At 50.4% G+C, this 23,241-nt stretch carries 23 protein-coding genes and 1 pseudogene; 12 read left to right on the forward strand and 12 right to left on the reverse strand.

The features are described 5' to 3' along the window. Window positions 1-112: 112 nt before the first annotated feature. Window positions 113-1,396, forward strand: coding sequence for a gluconate:H+ symporter (locus tag HOY33_RS15880; protein ID WP_371734388.1), 1,284 nt, complete (start codon window positions 113-115; stop codon window positions 1,394-1,396). Window positions 1,397-1,441: 45 nt separating this feature from the next. Here HOY33_RS15880 and HOY33_RS15885 read toward each other — a convergent pair whose 3' ends face one another. Continuing rightward, the gene (locus HOY33_RS15885) at window positions 1,442-2,200 is read right to left on the reverse strand and encodes an IclR family transcriptional regulator (RefSeq protein WP_172291118.1); all 759 of its coding nucleotides are present in this window, start codon (window positions 2,198-2,200) and stop codon (window positions 1,442-1,444) included. A gap of 314 nt (window positions 2,201-2,514) precedes the next feature. Beyond that, entirely contained in the window at window positions 2,515-3,057 is a 543-nt protein-coding gene (ssb1, locus tag HOY33_RS15890) for a single-stranded DNA-binding protein SSB1 (protein WP_172291119.1), read from the reverse strand. Between the two features lie 234 nt (window positions 3,058-3,291). Between ssb1 and uvrA the strand changes: the two genes are divergently transcribed. From uvrA to HOY33_RS15940, 10 genes and pseudogenes are all read left to right on the forward strand, one after another. Further along, window positions 3,292-6,129, forward strand: a complete 2,838-nt coding sequence (gene uvrA, locus HOY33_RS15895; protein WP_172291120.1) for an excinuclease ABC subunit UvrA — start codon at window positions 3,292-3,294, stop codon at window positions 6,127-6,129. 29 nt (window positions 6,130-6,158) lie between these two features. Continuing rightward, a complete protein-coding gene (locus tag HOY33_RS15900; RefSeq protein ID WP_172291121.1) occupies window positions 6,159-6,578 on the forward strand; it encodes a secondary thiamine-phosphate synthase enzyme YjbQ in 420 nt (139 codons plus the stop codon). 505 nt (window positions 6,579-7,083) lie between these two features. Then, the gene (locus HOY33_RS15905) at window positions 7,084-8,763 is read left to right on the forward strand and encodes a methyl-accepting chemotaxis protein (RefSeq protein WP_172291122.1); all 1,680 of its coding nucleotides are present in this window, start codon (window positions 7,084-7,086) and stop codon (window positions 8,761-8,763) included. Window positions 8,764-9,109: 346 nt separating this feature from the next. Next, complete coding sequence (locus HOY33_RS15910; RefSeq protein ID WP_172291123.1) at window positions 9,110-9,541, forward strand: universal stress protein; 432 nt, start codon at window positions 9,110-9,112, stop codon at window positions 9,539-9,541. An 82-nt stretch (window positions 9,542-9,623) separates the two neighbouring features. Next, window positions 9,624-9,836: pseudogene (locus tag HOY33_RS20835) on the forward strand (hypothetical protein); the annotation flags it as partial. 202 nt (window positions 9,837-10,038) lie between these two features. Then, window positions 10,039-10,905, forward strand: a complete 867-nt coding sequence (locus tag HOY33_RS15920; protein WP_172291124.1) for a hypothetical protein — start codon at window positions 10,039-10,041, stop codon at window positions 10,903-10,905. Continuing rightward, a complete protein-coding gene (locus HOY33_RS15925) occupies window positions 10,898-11,302 on the forward strand; it encodes a DUF1240 domain-containing protein (RefSeq protein WP_172291125.1) in 405 nt (134 codons plus the stop codon). Before HOY33_RS15920 ends, HOY33_RS15925 begins: the two co-directional genes overlap by 8 nt. Window positions 11,303-11,357: 55 nt before the next feature. After that, entirely contained in the window at window positions 11,358-11,762 is a 405-nt protein-coding gene (locus HOY33_RS15930; RefSeq protein WP_172291126.1) for a DUF1240 domain-containing protein, read from the forward strand. Between the two features lie 56 nt (window positions 11,763-11,818). Beyond that, window positions 11,819-12,226: a DUF1240 domain-containing protein gene (locus HOY33_RS15935; RefSeq protein WP_172291127.1), complete on the forward strand. Its 408-nt coding sequence runs from the start codon at window positions 11,819-11,821 to the stop codon at window positions 12,224-12,226. A gap of 54 nt (window positions 12,227-12,280) precedes the next feature. Further along, window positions 12,281-12,685 carry a DUF1240 domain-containing protein gene (locus HOY33_RS15940; protein WP_172291128.1) on the forward strand — a complete coding sequence of 135 codons (405 nt, stop codon included), beginning with the start codon at window positions 12,281-12,283 and terminating at the stop codon, window positions 12,683-12,685. 50 nt (window positions 12,686-12,735) lie between these two features. On the opposite strand, the gene HOY33_RS15945 is transcribed toward HOY33_RS15940, so the two are convergent. From HOY33_RS15945 to dnaB, 7 genes are all read right to left on the reverse strand, one after another. Next, window positions 12,736-13,215, reverse strand: a complete 480-nt coding sequence (locus HOY33_RS15945) for an Hcp family type VI secretion system effector (RefSeq protein ID WP_172291129.1) — start codon at window positions 13,213-13,215, stop codon at window positions 12,736-12,738. Window positions 13,216-13,417: 202 nt separating this feature from the next. Further along, window positions 13,418-13,915 (reverse strand): M48 family metallopeptidase, encoded by a 498-nt coding sequence (locus tag HOY33_RS15950; protein WP_172291130.1) that lies wholly within the window; start codon window positions 13,913-13,915, stop codon window positions 13,418-13,420. 74 nt (window positions 13,916-13,989) lie between these two features. Then, complete coding sequence (locus HOY33_RS15955) at window positions 13,990-15,183, reverse strand: aromatic amino acid transaminase (protein ID WP_172291131.1); 1,194 nt, start codon at window positions 15,181-15,183, stop codon at window positions 13,990-13,992. Between the two features lie 78 nt (window positions 15,184-15,261). Then, the gene (locus HOY33_RS15960; protein WP_172291132.1) at window positions 15,262-15,876 is read right to left on the reverse strand and encodes a YitT family protein; all 615 of its coding nucleotides are present in this window, start codon (window positions 15,874-15,876) and stop codon (window positions 15,262-15,264) included. A gap of 251 nt (window positions 15,877-16,127) precedes the next feature. Next, a complete protein-coding gene (locus HOY33_RS15965; protein ID WP_172291133.1) occupies window positions 16,128-16,607 on the reverse strand; it encodes an Lrp/AsnC family transcriptional regulator in 480 nt (159 codons plus the stop codon). 121 nt (window positions 16,608-16,728) lie between these two features. Beyond that, the gene (gene alr, locus HOY33_RS15970; RefSeq protein ID WP_172291134.1) at window positions 16,729-17,808 is read right to left on the reverse strand and encodes an alanine racemase; all 1,080 of its coding nucleotides are present in this window, start codon (window positions 17,806-17,808) and stop codon (window positions 16,729-16,731) included. A gap of 33 nt (window positions 17,809-17,841) precedes the next feature. Beyond that, complete coding sequence (gene dnaB, locus HOY33_RS15975) at window positions 17,842-19,248, reverse strand: replicative DNA helicase (RefSeq protein ID WP_172291135.1); 1,407 nt, start codon at window positions 19,246-19,248, stop codon at window positions 17,842-17,844. Window positions 19,249-19,375: 127 nt separating this feature from the next. On the opposite strand from dnaB, the gene HOY33_RS15980 reads away from it, so the two are divergent. Then, window positions 19,376-20,362: a quinone oxidoreductase gene (locus tag HOY33_RS15980; protein WP_172291136.1), complete on the forward strand. Its 987-nt coding sequence runs from the start codon at window positions 19,376-19,378 to the stop codon at window positions 20,360-20,362. 316 nt (window positions 20,363-20,678) lie between these two features. Here HOY33_RS15980 and pspG read toward each other — a convergent pair whose 3' ends face one another. The 3 genes from pspG to HOY33_RS15995 form a co-directional block, all read right to left on the reverse strand. Further along, window positions 20,679-20,900 (reverse strand): envelope stress response protein PspG, encoded by a 222-nt coding sequence (pspG, locus tag HOY33_RS15985; protein ID WP_172291137.1) that lies wholly within the window; start codon window positions 20,898-20,900, stop codon window positions 20,679-20,681. Between the two features lie 202 nt (window positions 20,901-21,102). Continuing rightward, window positions 21,103-22,131, reverse strand: coding sequence for a tRNA dihydrouridine(20/20a) synthase DusA (dusA, locus tag HOY33_RS15990; protein ID WP_172291138.1), 1,029 nt, complete (start codon window positions 22,129-22,131; stop codon window positions 21,103-21,105). Window positions 22,132-22,253: 122 nt separating this feature from the next. Then, window positions 22,254-23,177, reverse strand: coding sequence for a LysR family transcriptional regulator (locus tag HOY33_RS15995; RefSeq protein ID WP_172291139.1), 924 nt, complete (start codon window positions 23,175-23,177; stop codon window positions 22,254-22,256). Window positions 23,178-23,241 lie beyond the last annotated feature (64 nt).

Raw genomic sequence — 23,241 nt, forward strand, 5'->3', positions numbered from 1 at the left:
GGAAGAATATAACCATGACAGGACACATTCTTCATTAAATGATCTGACTCCGGCAGAATTTATCCGAAGTCACCAAAAAAGACAGATCCTCTAATTGATCCTGGGTCAGGATATGGGAGGAGGTCAATCCTTGCTGATTGTCGCCTTTGGTGTGGCGCTGGCACTGGGTATACCGCTCAACGGCGTCGTGAAGTCCATTGAAAAAGGGTTGGGCGGCACATTAGGCCACATTGCGCTTATTTTTGGCGTGGGCGCCATGTTGGGGCGGTTAATTGCCGATGCCGGCGGTGCGCACCGCATTGCCGTGACGTTGATTAATCGATTTGGTGAACGTCATATTCAATGGGCGGTGGTGATTGCGTCATTTATTGTCGGGATTGCGCTGTTTTTTGAAGTGGGGCTGGTATTGCTGATCCCTATTCTGTTTACCATGTCGCGGCAGTTAAATGTGTCCATTCTGCATTTGGGCATTCCGATGATTTCCGCGTTGCTGGTGACTCACGGCTTCCTGCCGCCACATCCCGGCCCAACGATGATTGCGGGGGAATATGGTGCAGATATCGGCACGGTATTATTTTATGGCATTATCGTCGGTGCGCCGACAGTAGTAATTTGTGGCCCGCTATTCAATAAGGTAGCAAAACTTATTGTTCCGGAAGGCTTCAGCAAGGTCGGGAATATTGATTCCCTCGGCATGCAGAAAACCTTTCAACTGGAAGAGACGCCGGGATTCGGTATTAGCCTGTTTACCGCCATGTTGCCGGTTATATTGATGTCGGTTGCGACGCTGGTATCGATGGTACAACAGCAAATCGGCGTGGCGGATAATTTGTTCACCGGGGTAATAAAATTTCTGGGTGACGCCTCGGTCGCGATGATTATCTCACTGCTGTTCGCCATCTATTCGATGGGGCTGAACCGGCATATTGCAGTGAAGGATCTGATGTCCTCATGCAGTTCCGCGGCTGCCGGTATCGGGATGATGCTGCTGATCATTGGCGGCGGCGGCGCCTTCAAACAGGTGCTGATCGATGGCGGCGTGGGCACCTATGTCGCCGAACTGTTTGCCGGCACCTCGGCTTCACCCATTTTGCTTGCCTGGGGCGTTGCGGCCATTCTGCGTGTTTCTTTGGGCTCGGCCACCGTCGCGGCCATTTCCACCGCCGGGCTGGTAATTCCGACTCTGGCGCAGAGTCACGCCAATCTGGCGTTGGTCACGCTGGCGACAGGGGCGGGCAGCGCCATCGCTTCTCACGTCAACGATGCGGGTTTCTGGATGATAAAAGAGTATTTCGGATTGACGATGAAAGAGACCTTCGCCACCTGGACGTTATTGTCGACGCTGGTTTCTATCTTTGGTCTGGCGTTTATTTTACTACTGAATACGGTGATTTAACGGTCTTGCTCTGGTGTGGCCTGACGCCATACCAGAGCGGCAGTCTCAGCCTTCGTAGCCAAGACGTCGGGAAAGTTCCTTGGATGCGGCCTTCAGCAGCACAATGTAGTCGTTGAATTCCGCATCGGAAACGCGGTTGGTGAGCGTCGACATACTGATTGCCGCAATGGTGCGGCGCGCATGATTCCAGATCGGCACGGAAATACATCTCACGCCCTGCTCATTTTCCTGGTTATCCAGCGCATAGCCATTCTGACGTACCCATTCCAGCGCTTGTAGATAAGTTTCCCGATCGAGGATGGTGTTGGGCGTTTGCTGGGTAAATTCATAGTCTTGCAACAACGCGTCGATTTCATTTTCGGGGTTGAACGCCAACAGAACTTTCCCAATCGCCGTCGCGTGAACAGGCAACCGCCTGCCAATACGCGAAAATGTGATGACCGCCAGTTTCCCTTCCACTTTATCGATGTAGACCCCTTCTTTGCCGTCAAGGATGGCAAGGTGGGTGGTTTGACCGGTTTGCGATGCCAGATCCAGCAGGTAGCTGCGCGCTTTTTCACGAATATCAATGGAGTTCACCACCAGATTACCGCGTTCAACCAGCTTCATTCCCAACCGATACTTGCCGTTTTCACGGTTTTGATCGATATAACCCGCGACCTGCAATGTTTTCAGCAAGGAGTGCAGGGTACTTTTATGTAACCCCATTTGGGTGCTGATATCGGTAATTTTGATTTCAACGTTGTATTCGTCAAAAAGGTCCAGAATACGTAAAGCACGTTCCACCGACTGGATGATTGGCATAGAAAAACCAACTGCTTATGAGGGGTAGGGTGAGTTTTGAATGGTACTACGTCAGTCAGGGTAAATCAATTTGCCACGGTTGACATTGCAGCGTTTTGTGAGCAATCAGGCTTAACTTTGCGGGACTTGCAATAGCTGGCGCAGGGTAGGTTATTTCCCCGCAACCAGCCTTTTCCTGACATGTCGCTTTCCCCTCTCTCTTTCGAGCTTCAAACCCATTACCGGGTAAGGAGAGGTCAGGTTTGCAGTAGGCGTACCAATAGCCTGTGGTTATCACGATATCTCATGCTAACCGTTTTATTTTTAAGTAAAAATCAGAACGGAATATCGTCGTCAAAATCCATTGGCGGTTCGTTGCCGGCGGCCGGGGCGTTGTTCTGTGCCGGGCGCGATGGCTGCGCTTGCGCGCCGCCGCTGAATTGATTGCCGCCCTGCGGCTGTTGCGGCTGACCCCAACTGCCTGACTGTTGTCCGCCCGCGCCGCCGCCCGCAGGTGCGCCGCCGCCTTGACGACCGCCTAGCATTTGCATGGTGCCGCCAACGTTAACCACCACTTCGGTGGTGTAGCGGTCTGCGCCCGACTGATCGGTCCATTTGCGGGTTTGCAGCGCGCCCTCAATGTAAACCTGAGAGCCTTTACGCAGATATTCACCCGCGACTTCAGCCAGTTTGCCGAACAGCACCACACGGTGCCATTCGGTTTTCTCTTTCTGCTCGCCGGTTTGCTTGTCGCGCCAGCTATCGGACGTGGCCAGCGTGATGTTGGCAACGGCACCGCCATTCGGCATATAGCGAACTTCCGGGTCTTGCCCCAGATGTCCGACAAGAATCACTTTATTAACGCCTCTGCTGGCCATGCTCGTGTCTCCTGATGAATCCAATTTATATGAGTATAAACGATCGATTTTAGCATGATAAAAGTATCTATCATACCTGCGAGGCTGAATCAAAAATGAATGTGCAGATTGCAACGTTTGCATCGGATACTGGATATCCATTCAGCTTTTTTTGTGCCATAATTGCATGTTTCGTACCGGTTGTCTCCATCAGAGAGATGATGCAAAACTGTGTTTATTCCGGGAAGTGTGTGAATGGATAAGATCGAAGTTCGTGGTGCCCGTACTCATAATCTCAAGAATATCAATCTGATAATCCCTCGCGACAAGCTGATAGTGATCACCGGATTATCGGGTTCAGGTAAGTCATCGTTGGCGTTTGATACGTTGTATGCCGAAGGGCAGCGGCGTTACGTCGAATCACTCTCTGCTTATGCGCGTCAGTTTTTGTCGCTGATGGAGAAGCCGGACGTCGATCATATCGAAGGGTTGTCGCCCGCCATTTCCATCGAGCAGAAGTCCACCTCGCACAACCCGCGTTCCACCGTCGGCACTATCACCGAAATTCACGACTACCTGCGCCTGCTGTTTGCCCGCGTCGGCGAACCGCGCTGCCCGCAGCACGACGTCCCGCTGGATGCGCAGACGGTCAGTCAGATGGTGGATAACGTGCTGGCGCAGCCGGAAGGCAAGCGGGTGATGCTGCTGGCGCCGATTGTGAAAGATCGCAAAGGCGAGCACAGCAAGACGCTGGAAAACCTGGCGACGCAGGGTTATATCCGGGCGCGTATTGACGGCGAAGTGTGCGATCTTTCCGATCCTCCAAAACTGGAATTGCAGAAAAAACATACCATTGAAGTGGTTGTGGACCGTTTCAAAGTGCGTGACGATTTGGCGCAGCGTCTGGCGGAGTCGTTTGAAACCGCGCTGGAGTTGTCCGGCGGCAGCGCGGTGGTCGCCGATATGGACGACCCGACCGTGCCGGAGTTGTTGTTCTCCGCGAATTTTGCCTGCCCGGTGTGCGGTTACAGCATGCATGAACTGGAACCGCGTATGTTCTCGTTCAATAATCCGGCGGGTGCTTGCCCAACCTGCGATGGGCTGGGCGTTCAGCAGTTTTTCGATCCCGCCCGCGTGGTGCAGAATGTGGAATTATCCCTGGCGGGCGGCGCGATTCGCGGCTGGGATCGTCGTAACTTCTATTATTTCCAGATGTTGCGTTCGCTGGCGGAACACTACAAATTTGATGTTGATGTCCCGTTTGACAGGCTGAGCGAATCGGTTCAAAAACTGATTCTGTACGGCTCAGGCAAGGAAAACGTCGAGTTTAAATATATTAACGACCGTGGTGATACCTCGGTGCGCCGTCACCCGTTCGAAGGGGTGCTGCATAATATGGAGCGCCGCTATAAAGAAACGGAATCCAGTGCGGTGCGTGAAGAACTGGCGAAATTTATCAGCAATCGCCCCTGCGCCAACTGCCGCGGTACGCGTCTGCGTGAAGAAGCGCGCCATGTGTTTGTCGAACAAACCACGCTGCCGCAGATTTCTGATATGAGCATCGGCCATGCGATGAGTTTCTTTCAGAATATGAAACTCAGCGGTCAGCGCGCCCAAATAGCTGAAAAGATCCTGAAAGAGATTGGCGATCGGCTGAAGTTCCTGGTCAACGTGGGGCTGAATTACCTGTCGTTGTCGCGTTCGGCGGAAACTCTTTCCGGGGGCGAGGCGCAGCGCATTCGTCTGGCAAGCCAGATCGGCGCCGGGCTGGTAGGCGTGATGTACGTGCTGGATGAGCCGTCTATCGGTCTGCATCAGCGTGATAACGAACGTCTACTGGAAACCCTGATCCACCTGCGTAACCTGGGCAACACCGTGATCGTGGTTGAACATGACGAGGATGCTATTCGCGCCGCCGATCATGTGATCGATATCGGGCCAGGCGCGGGCGTGCATGGCGGCGAGGTGGTCGCGGAAGGAACGATGGAACAGATCATGGCGGTGCCGTCATCGCTAACCGGGCAATATCTTAGCGGAAAGCGCAAGATTGATATCCCTGAGCGGCGCGTCTCCGCCGACCCAACCAAAGTGTTGAAGCTGATTGGCGCCAGGGGCAACAACCTGAAAGACGTGACGCTAACGTTGCCGGTAGGGCTGTTTACCTGTATTACCGGCGTGTCCGGCTCCGGTAAATCCACGCTGATTAACGACACCTTGTTCCCACTGGCGCAGCGTCAGCTTAATGGCGCTACGCTGGCCGAACCGGCGGATTATCGTGAGATTCAGGGGCTGGAGCATTTTGATAAAGTCATTGATATCGACCAAAGCCCGATCGGGCGTACGCCGCGTTCCAACCCGGCGACCTATACCGGGATTTTCACCCCGATTCGCGAGCTGTTTGCCGGTGTGCCGGAGTCGCGTACCCGCGGCTACAACCCCGGCCGGTTTAGTTTTAACGTGCGCGGCGGACGCTGTGAAGCCTGTCAGGGGGATGGGGTAATCAAAGTCGAGATGCATTTCCTGCCGGATATCTATGTGCCGTGCGATCAGTGCAAAGGTAAACGTTACAATCGCGAAACGCTGGAAATCAGGTATAAAGGCAAGGGCATTCATGAGGTGCTGGAGATGACCATCGAAGAAGCTCGCGAGTTCTTTGATGCGATCCCGGCATTGGCGCGCAAGCTGCAAACCTTGATTGATGTCGGACTGTCTTATATCCGCCTGGGGCAATCCGCCACGACGCTATCCGGCGGCGAGGCGCAGCGCGTGAAGCTGGCGCGGGAGCTGTCAAAACGCGGCACCGGGCAGACCTTGTATATTCTGGATGAACCGACCACCGGCCTGCATTTTGCGGATATTCAGCAATTGCTGACGGTGCTGCATCAGCTGCGCGATCAGGGCAATACCATCGTGGTGATTGAGCACAATCTGGATGTGATCAAAACCGCGGACTGGATTGTCGATCTGGGGCCGGAAGGCGGCAGCGGCGGCGGCGAGATCCTGGTATCCGGAACGCCGGAAACGGTCGCCGAATGCGCGCAGTCACATACCGCCCGCTTCCTGAAACCGATGCTGGCGCGTAAGCCTGCGTAACCTTTAGTCTCAACCCGAGGGGGTTTGCGATGTGGATACAACATGAAATCCGTCTGAAGCCTAAATCCAGAGGCTTTCATTTGATTACCGATGAAGTGCTTAGCCAGGTAACGGCGCTGCGGCAAATCAAAGTCGGCCTGATGCATGTTTTTATCAAGCATACCTCGGCGGCGCTGACGATTAATGAAAATGCCGATCCTACCGTGCGGCAGGATTTTGAGCGTTTCTTTAACCGTCTGGTGCCGGAAGATGAACCTTATTACCGCCATGTTGATGAGGGCAGTGACGATATGCCTGCCCACCTGAAAGGCAGTTTGCTGGGCAACAGCCTAACAATCCCGATCGGTAACGGGCGACTAAACGTCGGCGCCTGGCAGGGGATTTATTTATGCGAACACCGCAATCACGGTGGTAGCCGTACGTTGGTGGTGACGCTTCAGGGAGATTAACTGATTTGACTGACTATCCTGGCTCATTCGATCGCGCTCGCGGCCATGATAGCTATCATCTATTTATTTTTTGATTTTTGAATGATTTAAACGATCAATAGTGTAAAGGTACTCACTCTGCTGCCGATAACAACTGAGACGCCGGGAGAAGAGGCTTACTATCGGATAAACAGAATAAATACCGTATTCAATGACTTTAACAAATTTGGCTGAAGAGCCGATGATATTGTTAATCAGCTTGCTGTTTTTCAATGGCTTTATGTTTTTTAAATGATAATGCCAAATAAAAAACAACGCTATTTCGCGGCATCTGATGGCCGCGGGAATGCTTTTGTTATTTTAATTTAGCAGCGCTGCCTGGAGGCCGGCGTGTGTATGATCTATTTCTTTTTATCCGCAAGCAAGATGTAATGACAAAAAGCTCTCCTTCGCTCTGGTTTCTTATCAAAAAAATGTTTATCGGAATGGTTCATGTAAATACATGCTGAATAAAAGGAGCGAGATAATGAGTTTATCTAATTTACGTATTGGCTACCGCCTGGGAATAGGATTTGCTTTTCTGGTACTAATGCTTTTTGTAGTTAATATTCTTTCTATTTCTAAACTGTCTCAATTTCAGAATAGCGCCAGTGACATTGTAAAAGAGGTCTATCCGCAGACGGTGAATGCCAATGACCTTATTAGTACGGTGAATATCGGCGTAGTGATCTATCAGCGTTTGTTATTAATAACGGATGAGAATGAAATCCAACGCAGTATTTCCAGGATTGGTGAGCTAGGTAGAGATATCAATGTACTGTTTGAGAAGTTGGAGAGCGGTACTACAGATGAGAGATCGTTAGCCGCGCTTGAAGAGATTAAACATATCCGTGAGAAATTTGCCGCTTCAGGTGGAAAATTAATCAATCTTATCCTTGCCGGAAATCAGCAGGAAGCAAGTGATGAGTTTATCAATAATTTGAATAATCTTCAGCGGGAGTACCGTCAGAGTATTGCTAAATTGATTGGCTATCAGAATGATATTATGTATGCCTCAGTTGATTCCATGGCTGAGATCTACGCTGAAACCCGTAACATTCTGTTGATTATTCTTGCATTGGGCGCGGCGGTAGGGGGCGTGATTGCCTGGGGAATTACCCGAAGCGTTACCCATCCGATACAGGAAGCCTTGTTGGTGGCGGAGAAAGTCGCACAGGGTGATTTGACTTCCACCATTACCACCACCAAACAAGACGAAACCGGTCAGTTGCTAGTGGCGCTGGGGCGGATGAACGGCAGTTTACGCCAGATCGTCAGTCAGGTTCGCGACGGCGCTGAAGCCATCGCGAGCGCCGCATCGCAGATTGCCGCGGGTAATCAGGATCTTTCTGCCCGGACGGAAGAACAGGCCAGCTCGTTGGAGCAGACCGCTTCTTCAATGGAGGAATTAACCTCCACGATCAAAAACACGTCGGACAATACCCTCCAGGCTACGGAGATTGCCAATCAAGCGTCGGCAACGGCACAACGCAGCGGCGAAGTGATGGTTTCTGTTACGCATAAAATGCGGGGTATCCGTGACTCTTCACAGCGTATGGCCGACATTATCGGAGTAATTGACGGTATTGCTTTCCAGACCAATATTCTGGCGCTGAATGCGGCGGTTGAAGCGGCGCGGGCGGGTGAACAAGGGCGCGGGTTTGCGGTGGTTGCGGCCGAGGTGCGCTCGCTGGCGCAGAGAAGCGCGACGGCGGCAAAAGAGATTAAAGAACTGATTGATGACTCTGTTGGTAAAATTCAGGACGGTATGGGGCTGGTAGATACGGCCGAAGAAACCATGAATGGCCTGACGGCGCACGTTCAGGGCGTTAACGATATCATCAGTGAAATTGCCCAGGCCAGCCGTGAACAAAGCGACGGCATCAATCAGATTAACCTGGCCGTAGGGCAAATTGACACCACGACCCAGCAGAATGCCGCATTGGTGGAAGAATCCGCATCAGCGGCGCTATCCTTGCAGTCTCAGGCGTCTGCGCTGACACAGACCGTTAATGCGTTTAAGTTGAATGCGCAAACGTCGAATTCTGATAGCCGGCAGGTTAATCCACAAAATAACCGGGAGGTTCAGGCATTGCCTGCCAGCCGAACGCTGGCGCCGGCAGCGGGAAAAGCATCCGATAATTCATCGGACTGGGCGTCCTTCTAACCTTGTCTGAAGCCATTCTTCTTGCTGAGAATGGCTTCAGCATTTTTGTTATACCGACTTTTATTGCTGCCTGTACGGCAGTGATTCCTTGCAGCATCGCACTGTCAAGTTGCAACGATTTCTAAGCTGCCTGTACGGCAGCTTAGAAAACTGCGTTATGTACTGGTCGTTATCCTGGTACGTTCACTGCCGTACAGGCAGCATCAGAAATTCAATATCAGCCCCACGATACGTTCCTGTCTGTACAGATTGCGGGGGCTGTGGCGCAGGGACGGTGCTCATTGCCCTGCCTGGGGCAGGGGAGTAAAGTTACAGCATGCGCATTAATTGTCGTCAGGAGGGCAGGATGTATCAGTCAGTGTTATTGCCGGTGGATATCAGTGAGCAGGAATTAACCGAGAAATCGCTGCAACAGGCAAAGTTTCTGATGGAGAGAACGCAGGCCAGCCTGCGGTTGCTATATGTGAGATCCGCAGTACCGGACTATATTCTGAACCGGTTTAATCCGAAAACCCAACAGTTTGAAGACACGTTGGACACGGAGATAAAACAAAAACTGAAAGTCTTCGCGGATGAACTGGCATTGCCGGAAGAGCGATTCACGATCAATGTCCGTCAGGGATCGATCTATGATGAAATTCTGAAAGAGGCTGAGGCGATCGGGGCCGATCTTATCGTCATTGGTTCGCGGCGACCAAGCGTGACCACTTACCTGCTGGGCTCCAATGCTTCCGCTATCGTGCGATATGCGAAAACCTCCGTGCTGGTGGCGCGTTAAACCGGCTATCTGTTGCATCGCTTAGGCGAAGCTGATTGCCGCACTGCCGACCGGCCTCTGAATTAAAGGCCATCCTGTAGGTATGGCCTTTAACCTAAACAACGGATTGTGCATTATCCACCGTGGTTGCCGCCTTCTGTATCTTGAACGTTATTCGGTAAAGCAAACTCATTGTGGGATAACAAAGCCGCAAAAAGTCGGTCACCCTTATGTTGAACACCGCAAGCTCATCAACGGGATGTTTGGGGTGCTCTGTTCCGGTGCGCCGTGGCGTAATTTACCTGAGCGATATGGCTCATTGAGGGACGCAGCCTAAAATAATGAATTATTGATGGCATTAAGCCGTAATATCTTTAAGTAACAGAGGCTTTGGGGCTGAATAAAAATTTGCGAATTGGGCGCCGTCAATATTTGAAAATTGTCATTTTTCCGTTACAGTGTTCGCATCAGGAGACATAGCTATTGACTTAAGTCAAATTCAAGGGAGTGAGGTGGTTATGAAATACGATCCGGTTTTAAGAACGTTTGTTGAGGATGACTATCGTTTAGAGGATCATCTTGATTTTAAAAAGCAGCATGCAGATATCAATTATCAAAAATTACATGCTCAACTAAATGAAATAAATAATGACAACATTCATGCCATATTGACTGCGCAAGAAGGATTATATTTTTTAAAAACGTTGTGTACGCCAAACCCTAATCAGTCGTGGAAAACAGCCCTCTTTGCCTGCACCGATCCCGCCTCGTCGTTTGCCGGGAATATTGCAGAAGCTGTGTCGGTGAGCAGAATCGCGATGGAAATGAAAGGATTTGGCGTACAGGCAACGGAATATATTGGGAAGAATGGCAGTAAGTATATCAAGCTATCTGGTTATCCCGGGGTGAGGAAGTATTTAGATGCCACTAAATATTTAGTCGATAACCAAAAAATATTGGATATGGGAATAGGAACGAAAGGCATTGAAAGCGGAATTGCGACTGGGGCAAGATTCTGCATTGTGTTTTCCGGTGCTTATCGAGCCATTGAGCTATTGTTGAAAGATGAATATGCATTAACCGATTTCTTTGTTAATTTAACCATGGATGCAGCAAAATTAGCGGTATCTATTGGCGTAGCTTGGGGGGCAAAAACGTTAGCTACCGGACTTATGGTCGCTGGAGGTAGTGTTCTAGCTATTGCTATCGGTGTGTTTTTTTTAGGTGTTTTAGTGAGTGCAATATTATATTGGTTAGATAATAAATATAAAGTAAGTGAAGCAATAATAAAAAACTTAAAATCGCATAATTCATATAAATCACAATACTATCCTTACCATCCCGATCAGTTCTTTAATACTTGGGGGAGATACAGTCGTGGTTAAAGTAAACAGACCATTAGTTGGTGCATTTGCAATATTGGTTTTCCTACTTTCATGCTGGGGATGCTGGTTTTCTTTAAGTGGATACGTAGATTTCTTTAAATCAAGTGATGTAATTACCTTTTCATGGAAAGTAGGAGTTATAATATTTGCAGCACCTTTATTATTTTACTTTTCATATCTAGCCTTTTTTTCTGTAATAAAAAATGAACCAGCAAAAATGAATAATAAATTAGCAAATGCATTGGCAATGATAGCTATCTTTGGCGCAATGGTTAGTTTGTTGTCATCAATATATATATCGTATGAACTTAGTAATCAAGGCTATAAAACCTGCTCTAAAATATCCTGGATGGACCCTAATAAATATGTGAAAAACATTGCTCTTTGCAAGGATTAAGAAATGAAAGGAAAATCTGACAAGGTGCGTTTCTATATCCCGGAGAGATACAGTCGTGGTTAAGGTAAATAGGCCATTAGTTGGTGCATTTGCAGTATTAGTTTTCCTACTTTCATGCTGGGGATGCTGGTTTTCTTTAAGCGGATACATAGATTTCTTTAAATCAAGGGATGTAATTACTTTTTCATGGAAAGTTGGATTTATAATATTTGCAGTACCTTTGTCATTCTATTTTTCATATGTTTGTTTTTATTCTTCCATAAAAAACAAACATGTAATAATCAATAATAAATTAGGGGAATGCTTGGTTAAACTGCTTATCTTTGGTGCAGTAGTTGGTTTGTTTTCATCGATATATATATCATATGAACTTAGTGATCAAGGTTATAAAACCTGTTCTAAAATATCCTGGATGGACCCTAATAAATATGTGAAAAATATTGCTCTTTGCAAAGAATAAGAAATAAGATGAAAATCTGACAAGGTGCGTTTTTTATATCCTGGAGAGATACAGTCGTGGTTAAGGTAAATAGGCCATTAGTTGGCGCATTTGCAGTTTTTCTTTTTTTTATTTCATGCTTTACCGGTTGGTTTTCTTTTAATAGTTATTTGGATATTTTACAGTTAAACGATGTTATTGTCTTTTCATGGAAAGTTGGGTTAATGGTATTTGGTACTCCCTTTTTATTATATTTTTCATTTCTATGTTTTTATTCTGTAATACAGAATAAAGTGGCGAGAATTAATAAAAAACTAGGAGGGGTTCTATTTATAATAATAGTCATTGGCGCTATAATTAGTTTATTTTCATCTTTCTATATATCTTATAATTTTAGAAGTTATGGTTATGAAATCTGTCCTAAAACATTCTGGATGGATCCCAATAAATATGTGAAAGATATTGCTCTGTGTGACGAATGGTAAATAATTAACCTATCTTATAGTGTGTGATTTTTCATACTTGGGGGAGAATCAGTCGTGGTTAAAATAAATAGATCATTATTTCTCTTATATTCGGTTTTTATTTTTATCCTTGCATTATGGGGATGCTGGTTTTCTTTAAGTGGATACGTAGATTTTTTTAAGTTAAGTGATGTAATTACCTTTTCATGGAAAGTAGGAGTTATAATATTTGCAGCACCTTTGTTATTTTATTTCTCATATCTGGAATTTTTTTCTGTAATAAAAAATAAACCAGCCAAAATGAATAATAAATTAGCAAATGCATTGGCAATGATAGCTATATTTGGCGCAGTGGTTAGTTTGTTTTCATCAATATATATATCATATGAACTTAGTAATCAAGGCTATAAAACCTGTCCTAAGATATCCTGGATGGATCCCAATAAGTATGTAAAAAATATCGCCATTTGTGATAAATAGTAAATCACCAGCACACCTAATAGGCATGCTGGTTATCAAACGTAATGAACCTAGAGACTCATTTCCTCCCATATGCTGTAACCAGACGTTCCCGCAGCCTTGTGGTTCCATGCTATGCTTTTATATTTTAACTGGATTTTTTCATACGGCATGATTTCATTGTTATCTATTACGTGCGGATAGACACAGGTAACGTCTACAATGCTCGCGTCCGTTAATTTAACTTCATAATAAAGCTCTAACTGTCCAGCAGAATTTACGCGGTAAAAATAAAATGTCACCTCTATCTTTTCATTGTAAGAGATTGCCATGCCTAATAACGGGGATGACTTATCTATTGGCTTAATAAAATGAATAGGATGGTGAGATACATTTTGATCGCGGCTGATACTGTGGTTCAAGCCTAATACTTGTATCTGATCCTCATGACCTGTTTGATAGCGATTGCCAATTGAGTCAAGAGTTGAACAACCGGATGATATCAAACCTTGTTTTTGACCGTTAATACTGGCGTAAATCAAATTAGCCATATCAAATCCTTATGAGAAGAGTTATAAATAGACGGAGTAAAAATATTTCTATTATCAGCGCGAAAATAATACGGTTAACACGGCGGAAAAGCAAAGCGTTCGATCATGAAAGGTGAGTTGCGTTGATGACTTAGCTAATAGTGTAATACTGTACTTTGGTGCAACCGCTTAGCGTATTTGTTGGCGAAGCGATTACAACATTTTACCCTACATCCATTTCTCGCCAGTTCAGCCAAATCCGCATATCAAACTCCAATTGGTGATAGTCTGGCTCCATATGGCAGCAGAGTTGGTAGAATGCTTTGTTGTGGTCTTTTTCTTTGAGGTGGGCGAGTTCGTGTATCACGATCATCCGCAGAAAATCTTCAGGCCCGTCCCGAAACAGTGTGGCTATTCTGATTTCGTTATTGGACTTCAATTTTCCGCCCTGTACGCGTGCCACAAACGTATTTGTTCCCAGCGTCCCTTTTATTGGATTCTGTTTATTGTCGTAAAGCACTTTTGATACCGCTGGGGCGTTCTTCAAATATCTCTGCTTGAGTTCCGCAACAAATTGATAGAGCGATTTATCACTTTGGATATGATGGCGATCAGGATATTTTTTTCCCAGCCAGAGGCCAAGTTTGCCTTGATCAACGAGGGTTTGAACCTGTGCAACAATCGTCGGGGGATAAGCGTTCAGGTAGCGTAGCTGGGTCATGGCTCTTTTCAAGCCACCGAATTAACCCTCCACAAGCGTGGGTCGGTTAAGCCAGTGGCGTTTCATTTTATGGTTTACTGAACGGCGGCGAAAGCGGCGGCAACGCGCTGAACGTTGCTGTGGTTCAGGCCCGCCATGCACATGCGGCCGCTGGCGATCAGATAGACGCCAAACTCTTCCCGCAGACGATCGACTTGTGCCGGGCTGAAGCCGGTATAGCTGAACATGCCGCGTTGGGTCAGCAGGTAATCAAAATTACGATTCGGCAGCGCCTTTTTCAACGCTGCGACCAGCGTCCGGCGCATTTCCAGAATCCGGGTACGCATCTCTTCCACTTCCGCTTGCCACTCGGCATTCAGCTTCGCGTCGTTCAGCACTTTGGCGACCACCTGAGCGCCAAAATTCGGCGGAGATGAGTAGTTGCGGCGTACGGTGGCTTTTAACTGGCCCAGCACGCGCAGTGCGGTTTCCTCATTCTCACACACCACGGAAAGACCGCCGACGCGCTCGCTGTACAGTGAGAATATTTTAGAGAACGAGTTGGCGATGAACGCCGGAATGCCCGAGCCGGCAATGGCGCGAATGGCATAGGCATCCTGCGCGCTGCCGACGCCAAAACCCTGATAGGCGATGTCCATAAACGGAATAAGTTCACGGCTGATCAACACTTCGATGACGCGATCCCACTGTTCATTGGTGAGATCGGAACCGGTCGGGTTATGGCAGCACGGATGCAGCAGCACAATGCTTTGCGCCGGCAGTTGTTGCAGGGCGCTAAGCATGGCGTCAAATTTTACGCCCAGCTTATCGGCATCAAAATAAGGGTAGGTGTGCACGTTAAAACCGGCCCCGGAGAAAATGGCGATGTGGTTTTCCCAGGTTGGATCGCTGACCCACACTTCCGAGTTCGGAAAGTAGCGTTTCAGAAAGTCAGCGCCGACTTTCAGCGCGCCCGAGCCGCCCAGCGTCTGGATGGTGGCAATGCGGTTGGCGGTCACCGCCGGGTGGCGCTCGTCAAACAGCAGGTGCTGAATGGCGGTACGGTAAGCGTGCAAACCTTCCATCGGCAGATAGGACGTTGCCTGCTTGGGTAACTGTTGCAGTTCTTCTTCCGCGGCGCTGACCGAACGGAGTTGGGGAATGATATTCTGTTCGTTGTAGTAAAGACCGATACTCAAATTCACCTTATCCGCGCGTGGGTCCTGTTTGAATTTTTCCATTAGCGACAGGATAGGATCTCCGGCATAGGCATCAACGTTTTGAAACACGGTGTAACTCTCCTAAAAATAGTGTTGAGTATCGGGTAACGCGGCGGTTTGAATCATCATACTGCCTGAATCCGGCGGTCAGACCGCATAGCGGCCGGGACGATGGTTCATGGCGATGATCAGATTCAGCAGGGTTGCGCCCAGTATCGAGGCAACCAACATCGGTATGCTTACCACGAACAGGGAAGTCAGCACAATCACAACATCGATGCCCATCTGGAATTTCCCCGCCCGCAGGCCGTATTTATCCTGAAGATAAAGCGCCAATATATTTACGCCGCCGAGGCTGGCCTTGTGACGGAACAGGACAATAAAGCCGAGTCCCATAATCAGGTTGCCGAACAGCGTGGCGTAGAACGGGTTCAAGCGATCGAAGTGAATAAAAAGCGAGTGAAGATCGGAAAACAGCGACACCAGCGCCACGGCGCAGAATGTCTTTATGGTGAATTTCCACCCCATCCGGCGGATCGCCAGATAGTAGAACGGCAAATTGAGCAGAAAGAAGGCCGTACCGAAGGAGATCTGCGTCAGGTAATGCAGTAAAAAGGCCATGCCTGCGGTACCGCCGGTGAGCGCGCCGGCCTGACGTAACAAAATAACGCCAAAAGAGACCATTAGCGTACCAATCAGAATAGCCAGAACATCTTCCAGCAGGGTATGTGACAATTTTTCAGTGGTGATAACGTTATCCATGGCGGGTGGGCACTCTATACACAGTAGAACACGTATTTATTAAGCAATAATCACACCAGATACCCTATAAGGAAGGCCTTAAACGCCGGGAACAGGAGAGAGATAAGGGCAACTTATTGAAATATAAATGCCAATTTTTTGCGTAACTTGTGCATTAATCGGCTTTTTTATGGTTGATTTACGCGGTTTAATTGATTTTTGTGCGCATTTTAATCGTTCCGTTGCTCCAATAGAGAGCATGCTGCCCCATATCAGGGCAACGATGTCCGTTCAGGCATCATCAACCCATTCTCTTTGAGCCGATTAAGCACCACCGAGGTTTTCAGATGCGCCACGCTTTTGTTCTGCGACAGGATCTGACTGATCAATGTGCTCAATCCCGGTAGATCGGCCACCGCGACCTTGAGCAGATAGTCAGCATCGCCCGTGGTTTTATAGGCATCAATGATAGCGTCGACTTCTCCCAGCATCTGATGGAATCTTTCGACATATTCGGTGGTGTGATTAATCAGTCTGACCTCAATCAGCCCCAGACACTCCAGCCCGACCGCGTTGGGCGAAAGACGGGCGTGATAGCCAAGGATCAGTTGCGCCTGTTCCAGCGCGATGCGGCGCCGGGAGCACTGGGAGGCGGAAAGCCCGACCAGCTCGCTCAGTTCCTGATTGGTCAGACGACCATTCGCCTGCAACAGCGTCAGGATTTTCAGATCAAAATCATCAATATTGTACATAGCTTTCCCTGAACGGCGTCAGGCCGTGGAGATCATAGACTAGCAGCTTTTTGTATGAATAAAATCATGGCCCGATAATGCTTTCACCGGGCCACGGTTATCATCGGCACGCCAGTTTCATTTACTCGTCGATATATTCCAGCCGGGTGCGCTGCGTTAAACGGGTAATTAATTCATAGGCGCTGATGCCGGTGTGCGCCGCGATGTGCTCGACGGGCAATGCCTTGCCCCACAGAATAACCTCATCTCCCGCCTTATCCTGCGCATCCGGCCCCAGGTCGACGGTAATCATATCCATTGAAACCCGTCCGGACAGCGGGACTTCGCGCCCGTTTATCCACACCGGCGTGCCGGCCGGCGCGCTGCGCGGATAGCCGTCGCCGTAGCCGATCGCCACCACGCCCAGTTTGGTATCGCGCTTGCTGGTCCAGATGCTGCCGTAGCCCACCGGTTCGCCCGCTTTGTGCTCGCGCACGGCAATCAGGTGCGAGGTCAATGTCATGGCGGGTTGAAAACCAAAATGCGCGGCGTCTTCGGTATCGAGCGGCGACACGCCGTACAGAATGATGCCGGGGCGCACCTGATCGCGGTGCGCCTGCGGCCACAGCAGAATGCCGCCGGAGGCGGCAATGGACTGGGCGCCGGGTTTGCCCTGGGTGAAGGCGTCAAAGCGGGCCAACTGACGTTCGGTGGTATCCGCTTGCGGTTCATCGGCGCGGCAAAAATGGCTCATTACGTTCACCGGCTGCACCACATTACGGCACTGCGCCAGACGCTGATAGAACGCTTCGGCGTGTTCCGGCAATATCCCAAGGCGATGCATGCCGGTATCGAGCTTCATCCACACCCGGACGGGCTGCGGCAGGTTTGCCTGTTCCAGCGCGGCGAGCTGTTCGTTACTGTGAACAGCGGTTTCAAGCTGATGCTCGGCCACCAGAGAAAGGTCTTCAGCGGAAAAAAAACCTTCCAGCAGCAGGATCGGTTTGGTGATACCCGCTGCGCGGAGTTGCAACGCTTCTGAAAGCCGCGCGACGCCATAGCAGTCAGCGTCGCGGAAAGTGTGGGCGGATTCAATGATACCGTGACCGTAGGCATTTGCTTTTACCACGGCGACCAGACGGCTTTGCGGGGCCAGTTGGCGGATCCGTTGTAAATTGTGACGCAAAGCGCGGCGATTAATGACGGCGGTTGCCGTTTTCATTGTGTGTCCTTAGCGCATAATTCTTATCGTGCGTTATTCATCGTCATATTGTGGCCCGGCGTAATTATCAAAACGCGACCACTGCCCGTTAAAGGTCAAACGAACGGAACCAATAGGGCCGTTACGTTGTTTCCCTAAGATAATTTCAGCAATTCCCTTCATGTCGCTGTTTTCATGATAAACCTCATCACGATAGATAAACATAATCAGGTCGGCATCCTGTTCGATGGAGCCGGATTCGCGCAGGTCGGAGTTAACCGGCCGTTTATCGGCGCGCTGCTCCAGACTACGGTTAAGCTGGGACAGCGCGACCACAGGGACTTGCAATTCTTTTGCCAATGCTTTGAGTGAACGGGATATTTCGGCAATTTCCAGCGTACGGTTATCGGACAGGGACGGTACGCGCATCAATTGCAGGTAGTCGATCATAATCAGGCTCAGGCCGTCATGTTCGCGGAATACCCGACGGGCGCGGGAACGAACTTCGGTTGGCGTCAGGCCGGAGGAGTCATCGATGTACATGTTGCGTTTTTCCAGCAGGATCCCCATGGTGCTGGAAATGCGCGCCCAGTCCTCATCATCCAACTGACCGGTACGAATACGGGTTTGATCCACGCGGGACAACGACGCCAGCATACGCATCATGATCTGTTCGCCGGGCATCTCCAGACTGAAGATCAGCACCGGCTTTTCCTGCGTCATCGCCGCATGTTCGCACAGGTTCATGGCGAAGGTGGTTTTCCCCATGGAAGGGCGCGCCGCCACGATAATCAGGTCGGATTTTTGCAGGCCGGCGGTCTTCTTATTGAGATCCTGATAGCCGGTATCCACGCCGGTCACCCCGTCGTGCGGTTTCTGATACAGTTGTTCGATACGGGAAACGGTATCTTCCAGAATGCGATCGATGCTTTTCGGGCCTTCATCTTTGCTGGCGCGATTTTCGGCAATCTGGAAAACGCGGGACTCCGCCAGATCGAGCAGATCTTCACTGCTGCGCCCCTGCGGATCGTACCCGGCATCGGCAATCTCGTTGGCGACGGAAATCATTTCGCGCACCACGGCGCGTTCCCGCACGATATCGGCATAAGCGCCGATGTTGGCTGCGCTCGGCGTATTTTTAGCCAGCTCCGCCAGATAGGCGAAACCTCCCGCCGATTCCAGATCGCCTTTCTGTTCAAGCGATTCGGACAGGGTGATCAGGTCGATCGGCTTGCTCATTTCCAGCAGGCGCTGCATCTCGGTGAAGATCATCCGGTGGGCGCGATTATAGAAGTCATTGGCGACCACGCGCTCGGCAACGTTATCCCAACGTTCATTATCGAGCATCAGGCCACCCAATACCGATTGCTCCGCTTCCAGCGAGTGTGGTGGAAGCTTTAAGCCTTCCATTTGACGGTCACGGGGTTCATTCGATTTTTTGGTTGGTCTTTTTTCTGCCATGAAACGAGTTCTTTACCGGTTGATTTACCCTTGGTTAGTGGAGCATTGTATATCTGAAAGCGGGGAATAACACACTGCTAATCCACACAATGGTAATACAAACGACCGCTCACCATAAGGAGATAACATGGCAAAACGCATCCAGTTCAGCGCCCACGGCGGCCCGGAGGTTCTTAAATATGTCGATTTTACCCCGCGCGATCCCGCAGCGGGCGAGGTGCAGGTGGAAAATCGCGCAATCGGCATTAACTTTATTGATACCTATATCCGCAGCGGGCTGTATGCGCCGCCATCAATGCCGTCAGGGTTGGGCACTGAAGCGGCGGGCGTTGTCGTCAAAGTCGGAGCGGGAGTCAGCACGGTGAAGGTCGGCGACCGAGTGGTGTATGCGCATTCTGCGCTGGGCGCCTACAGCGAGGTGCATAATGTGGCGGAAGACAATGTTGCCCTGCTGCCGGACGCGATAAGCTTTGAGCAAGCGGCGGCTTCGTTCCTGAAAGGGCTGACGGTGTATTATCTGTTTCGTCAGACTTATGAAATCAAGCCAAACGAAACCTTTTTGTTCCATGCCGCCGCCGGCGGGGTGGGGTTGATCGCCTGTCAGTGGGCGAACGCGTTGGGCGCCAAATTGATTGGCACCGTAGGTTCGGCCGAAAAAGCGCAGCGGGCAAAGCAGGCCGGCGCCTGGGCGACGATCGATTACCGTAAGGAAAACATCGCTGAACGGGTCGCGGAATTGACCGGTGGCGAGAAGGTGTCGGTGGTGTACGATTCGGTGGGGAAAGATACCTGGGTAGCCTCGCTGGACAGCCTGCGGCGCCGTGGGCTAATGGTCAGCTTCGGCAACGCCTCCGGGCCGGTCACCGGGGTGAATCTGGGGATCCTGAACCAGAAAGGATCGCTGTATGTCACCCGTCCGTCGCTGTTTGGCTATATTACCAATCGCGTTGAACTGAAGCAGGCCAGCGATGAATTGTTCTCCCTGTTAGCCAGCGGCGCCATCAAAGTGGCGGTGCCCGTCAGCCAGACTTTCGCCCTGGCGGATGCCAGCGCCGCGCACCAGGCGCTGGAAAGCCGCGGCACACAAGGCTCCAGCCTGCTGATCCCGGGTTAATCATCCTCAAGCAAAAGGCCCCCTGTCGGAGGCCTTTGCCGTAACGCCCATTTCATCAAACCGTATGTAGGGTACAGTGGTGTCGTCATGGAGGTGCCACTGTGTGGCTATTGTGTTCCTGACGCTGATGAAAGCTTTTGTCTTACTGCGCTTAACCGCCTGTTTGACGACAGAACAAGATGTCATGTCGTTCAAAGCAGATAATCAATAGTGGCGACATCCTAGCAGCCACCGTCATGAAAAAATATCTGCTGGCGCACAATTTTGCATTGCGCTCTTTATCTTTCATATTCCATCGGCGCTGACGTCGCCACGGTTAGCGATAGTAACGCACTGGTTTTTGTTGAAAATGACGCCATAACCAGACCGCCGCCACCGCCAGCAACAGCCACGGCAGCACTTTAATCGCCATCACGAACAGCCCGCCGACCAGCATGAAAATAGCGGCGATAAACAGGGCGGCAATCACCCCCAGCAATGATACGCCGGTGACCATCAGCATGATAAAAAAGCCAATAACGAAGAAAATTTCCAACATAGAGCGCTCCTGTGGCGGTTAAGCATTTTTTGCTTGTTAATCGTGATACATCGCCTGTCGTCTATATCGCAACGAAAGGGCGGCTATAGGGTATTAACAAGAATCGTGCCAAAATGCGCCGCTGATAAGGTATTGATTTATCAGCGACGAATAAGGAAGGGATTATCGAAGGTTAGTCAAAAAGACCAACTGTTGGCGTTATTCAGACGTGGGAGTGATTAACCAACGCCAGCGCGCGTTCAACCACGGACGCATCGGCGCCCGGTTTGTGCGCATTTTCACTCAGATAACGTCGCCACTGGCGTGCGCCGCTCACGCCCTGAAACAGACCCAGCATATGACGAGTGATATGACCGAGCGCCGCGCCGTTCGACAGCTCCCGCTCGATATACGGGTACATCGATTGCACCACCGCGACGATATCCGGGTCGGCAACCGCCGATCCGAATAGTTCCCTATCGATCTGCGCCAGAATGCCGGGGTTTTGGTACGCTTCGCGCCCCATCATCACACCATCCAGGTATTGTAAGTGGGTTTTGGCTTCCGCCAGCGTTTTGACGCCGCCGTTAATGGCGATGGTCAGGGCTGGGAAATCCCGCTTCAACTGATAAACCCGCGGATAATCCAACGGCGGGATCTCACGATTTTCTTTTGGACTGAGGCCGGACAGCCAGGCTTTGCGCGCATGCACGATAAAGGTGTCGCAAGCGCCGCGTTCGGCAACCGTGTGAATAAACTCGCACAGGAAGGCATAGCTGTCCCGATCGTCGATACCGATGCGGGTTTTTACCGTCACCGGGATGGAAACGCGATCTTTCATCGCCTTGATGCAGTCGGCGACCAGTTCGGCTTCCCCCATCAGACAGGCGCCGAAACGCCCGTTCTGCACCCGATCGGACGGGCAGCCGACGTTAAGATTAACCTCATCGTAACCGCGCTGTTCCGCCAACTGCGCACAGTGCGCCAACGCCTGCGCATCGCTGCCGCCCAACTGCAATGCCAGCGGGTGCTCTTCCTCGCTATAGGCCAGATAATCCCCTTTGCCGTGGATAAGGGCGCCGGTGGTGACCATTTCGGTATACAGCAGGGCGTTGCGGGTCAACCGGCGCAGAAAATAGCGGCAGTGGCGATCGGTCCAGTCGAGCATCGGGGCGACGGAGAAGCGTCCCAGAGGGAAAACCGGGTTTTGAAGCTTGGTATGATGGCTGGCGGTTTGGCTATAGTGTGGCATGGATCTTACTTGGTCAGTGGTTCGTCAGCTTCCCCAAAGGGGAAAAATGTCAAGAACGAAAGATAAGGCTCACTATACCACACAATGCTTTTTTCGGGATGAGGCGCGCTGGGTGAGTCCTGTCACGGCCGTAGCACGTGTTGTAAACGCAAGGGTATGCGTTCGGCATACTGTTTAAGCTGTTCGATAAAGGTATCCACCAGCGCGGAGGCCGGACGGTGCAGCGGGCGGATCAGGCTGACGATAAACGGCACATCGATACTGAAAGGGCGCACGACAACGCCGGAGTTGGCATAGTCCAGTGCGGTCAGCGGGTTGACGATGGACAGACCGACACCCGCGCGCACCATGGCGCAAACAGACGCCGCGCTGTGGGTTTCCACCACCATCTGGCGGGGAACGCCTTGTTCCTGAAACAGCTTGTCCAACAGTTGGCGATAGCCGTCGGCGCTGGACAGGCTGATAAAGGGTTCGCCAGCAAAGTCAGACGGCGTCAGCGCCATCTTGTCCGCCAAAGGATGCCGCGCGGGCAGTACGCAGACTTCATTCAACTGCATCAACGTCTGGCGCTCCGTTCCGGCGGGCGTGATGGTGTTTTCCGTTAGCCCCAAATCGTGCCGCTGGGCTGACAGCCACTCTTCCAGCAGCGGCGATTCCTGGGGAATGATATTCAGGTTAAGCGACGGATAGCGAGCCAACAGCAGTTTACAGACGTCGGGCAGCAGCGACTGAGAGAATACCGGCAGACAGGCGATTGAAAGCTGCGCCTGCTGAAAATGGCGAATATCGCCGGCGGCGTTGATGATTCGGTCTAAGCCATAATAGGATCGCTGCACTTCTTCAAATAGCTGTAAACCTTGCGCCGTCGGGTACAGCCGCCCGCGCAGGCGTTCGAACAACGTCATTTGAATCAGTTTTTCAAACCGCGCCAGCTCGCGGCTGACCGTCGGCTGAGAGGTATTCAGCAGCGCTGCCGCTTCGGTCAGATTACCGGCGGTCATTACCGCGTGAAAAATCTCAATATGTCGTAGTGATACGGCGGCCATAGCGGTTCCTGTTGGGTTAATTAAGATATATCAAAAATGAATAGATTAACCATATATGGATATT

The sequence above is a fragment of the Brenneria sp. hezel4-2-4 genome, assembly GCF_013155275.1.
In the GTDB taxonomy this organism is placed as follows: domain Bacteria; phylum Pseudomonadota; class Gammaproteobacteria; order Enterobacterales; family Enterobacteriaceae; genus Brenneria.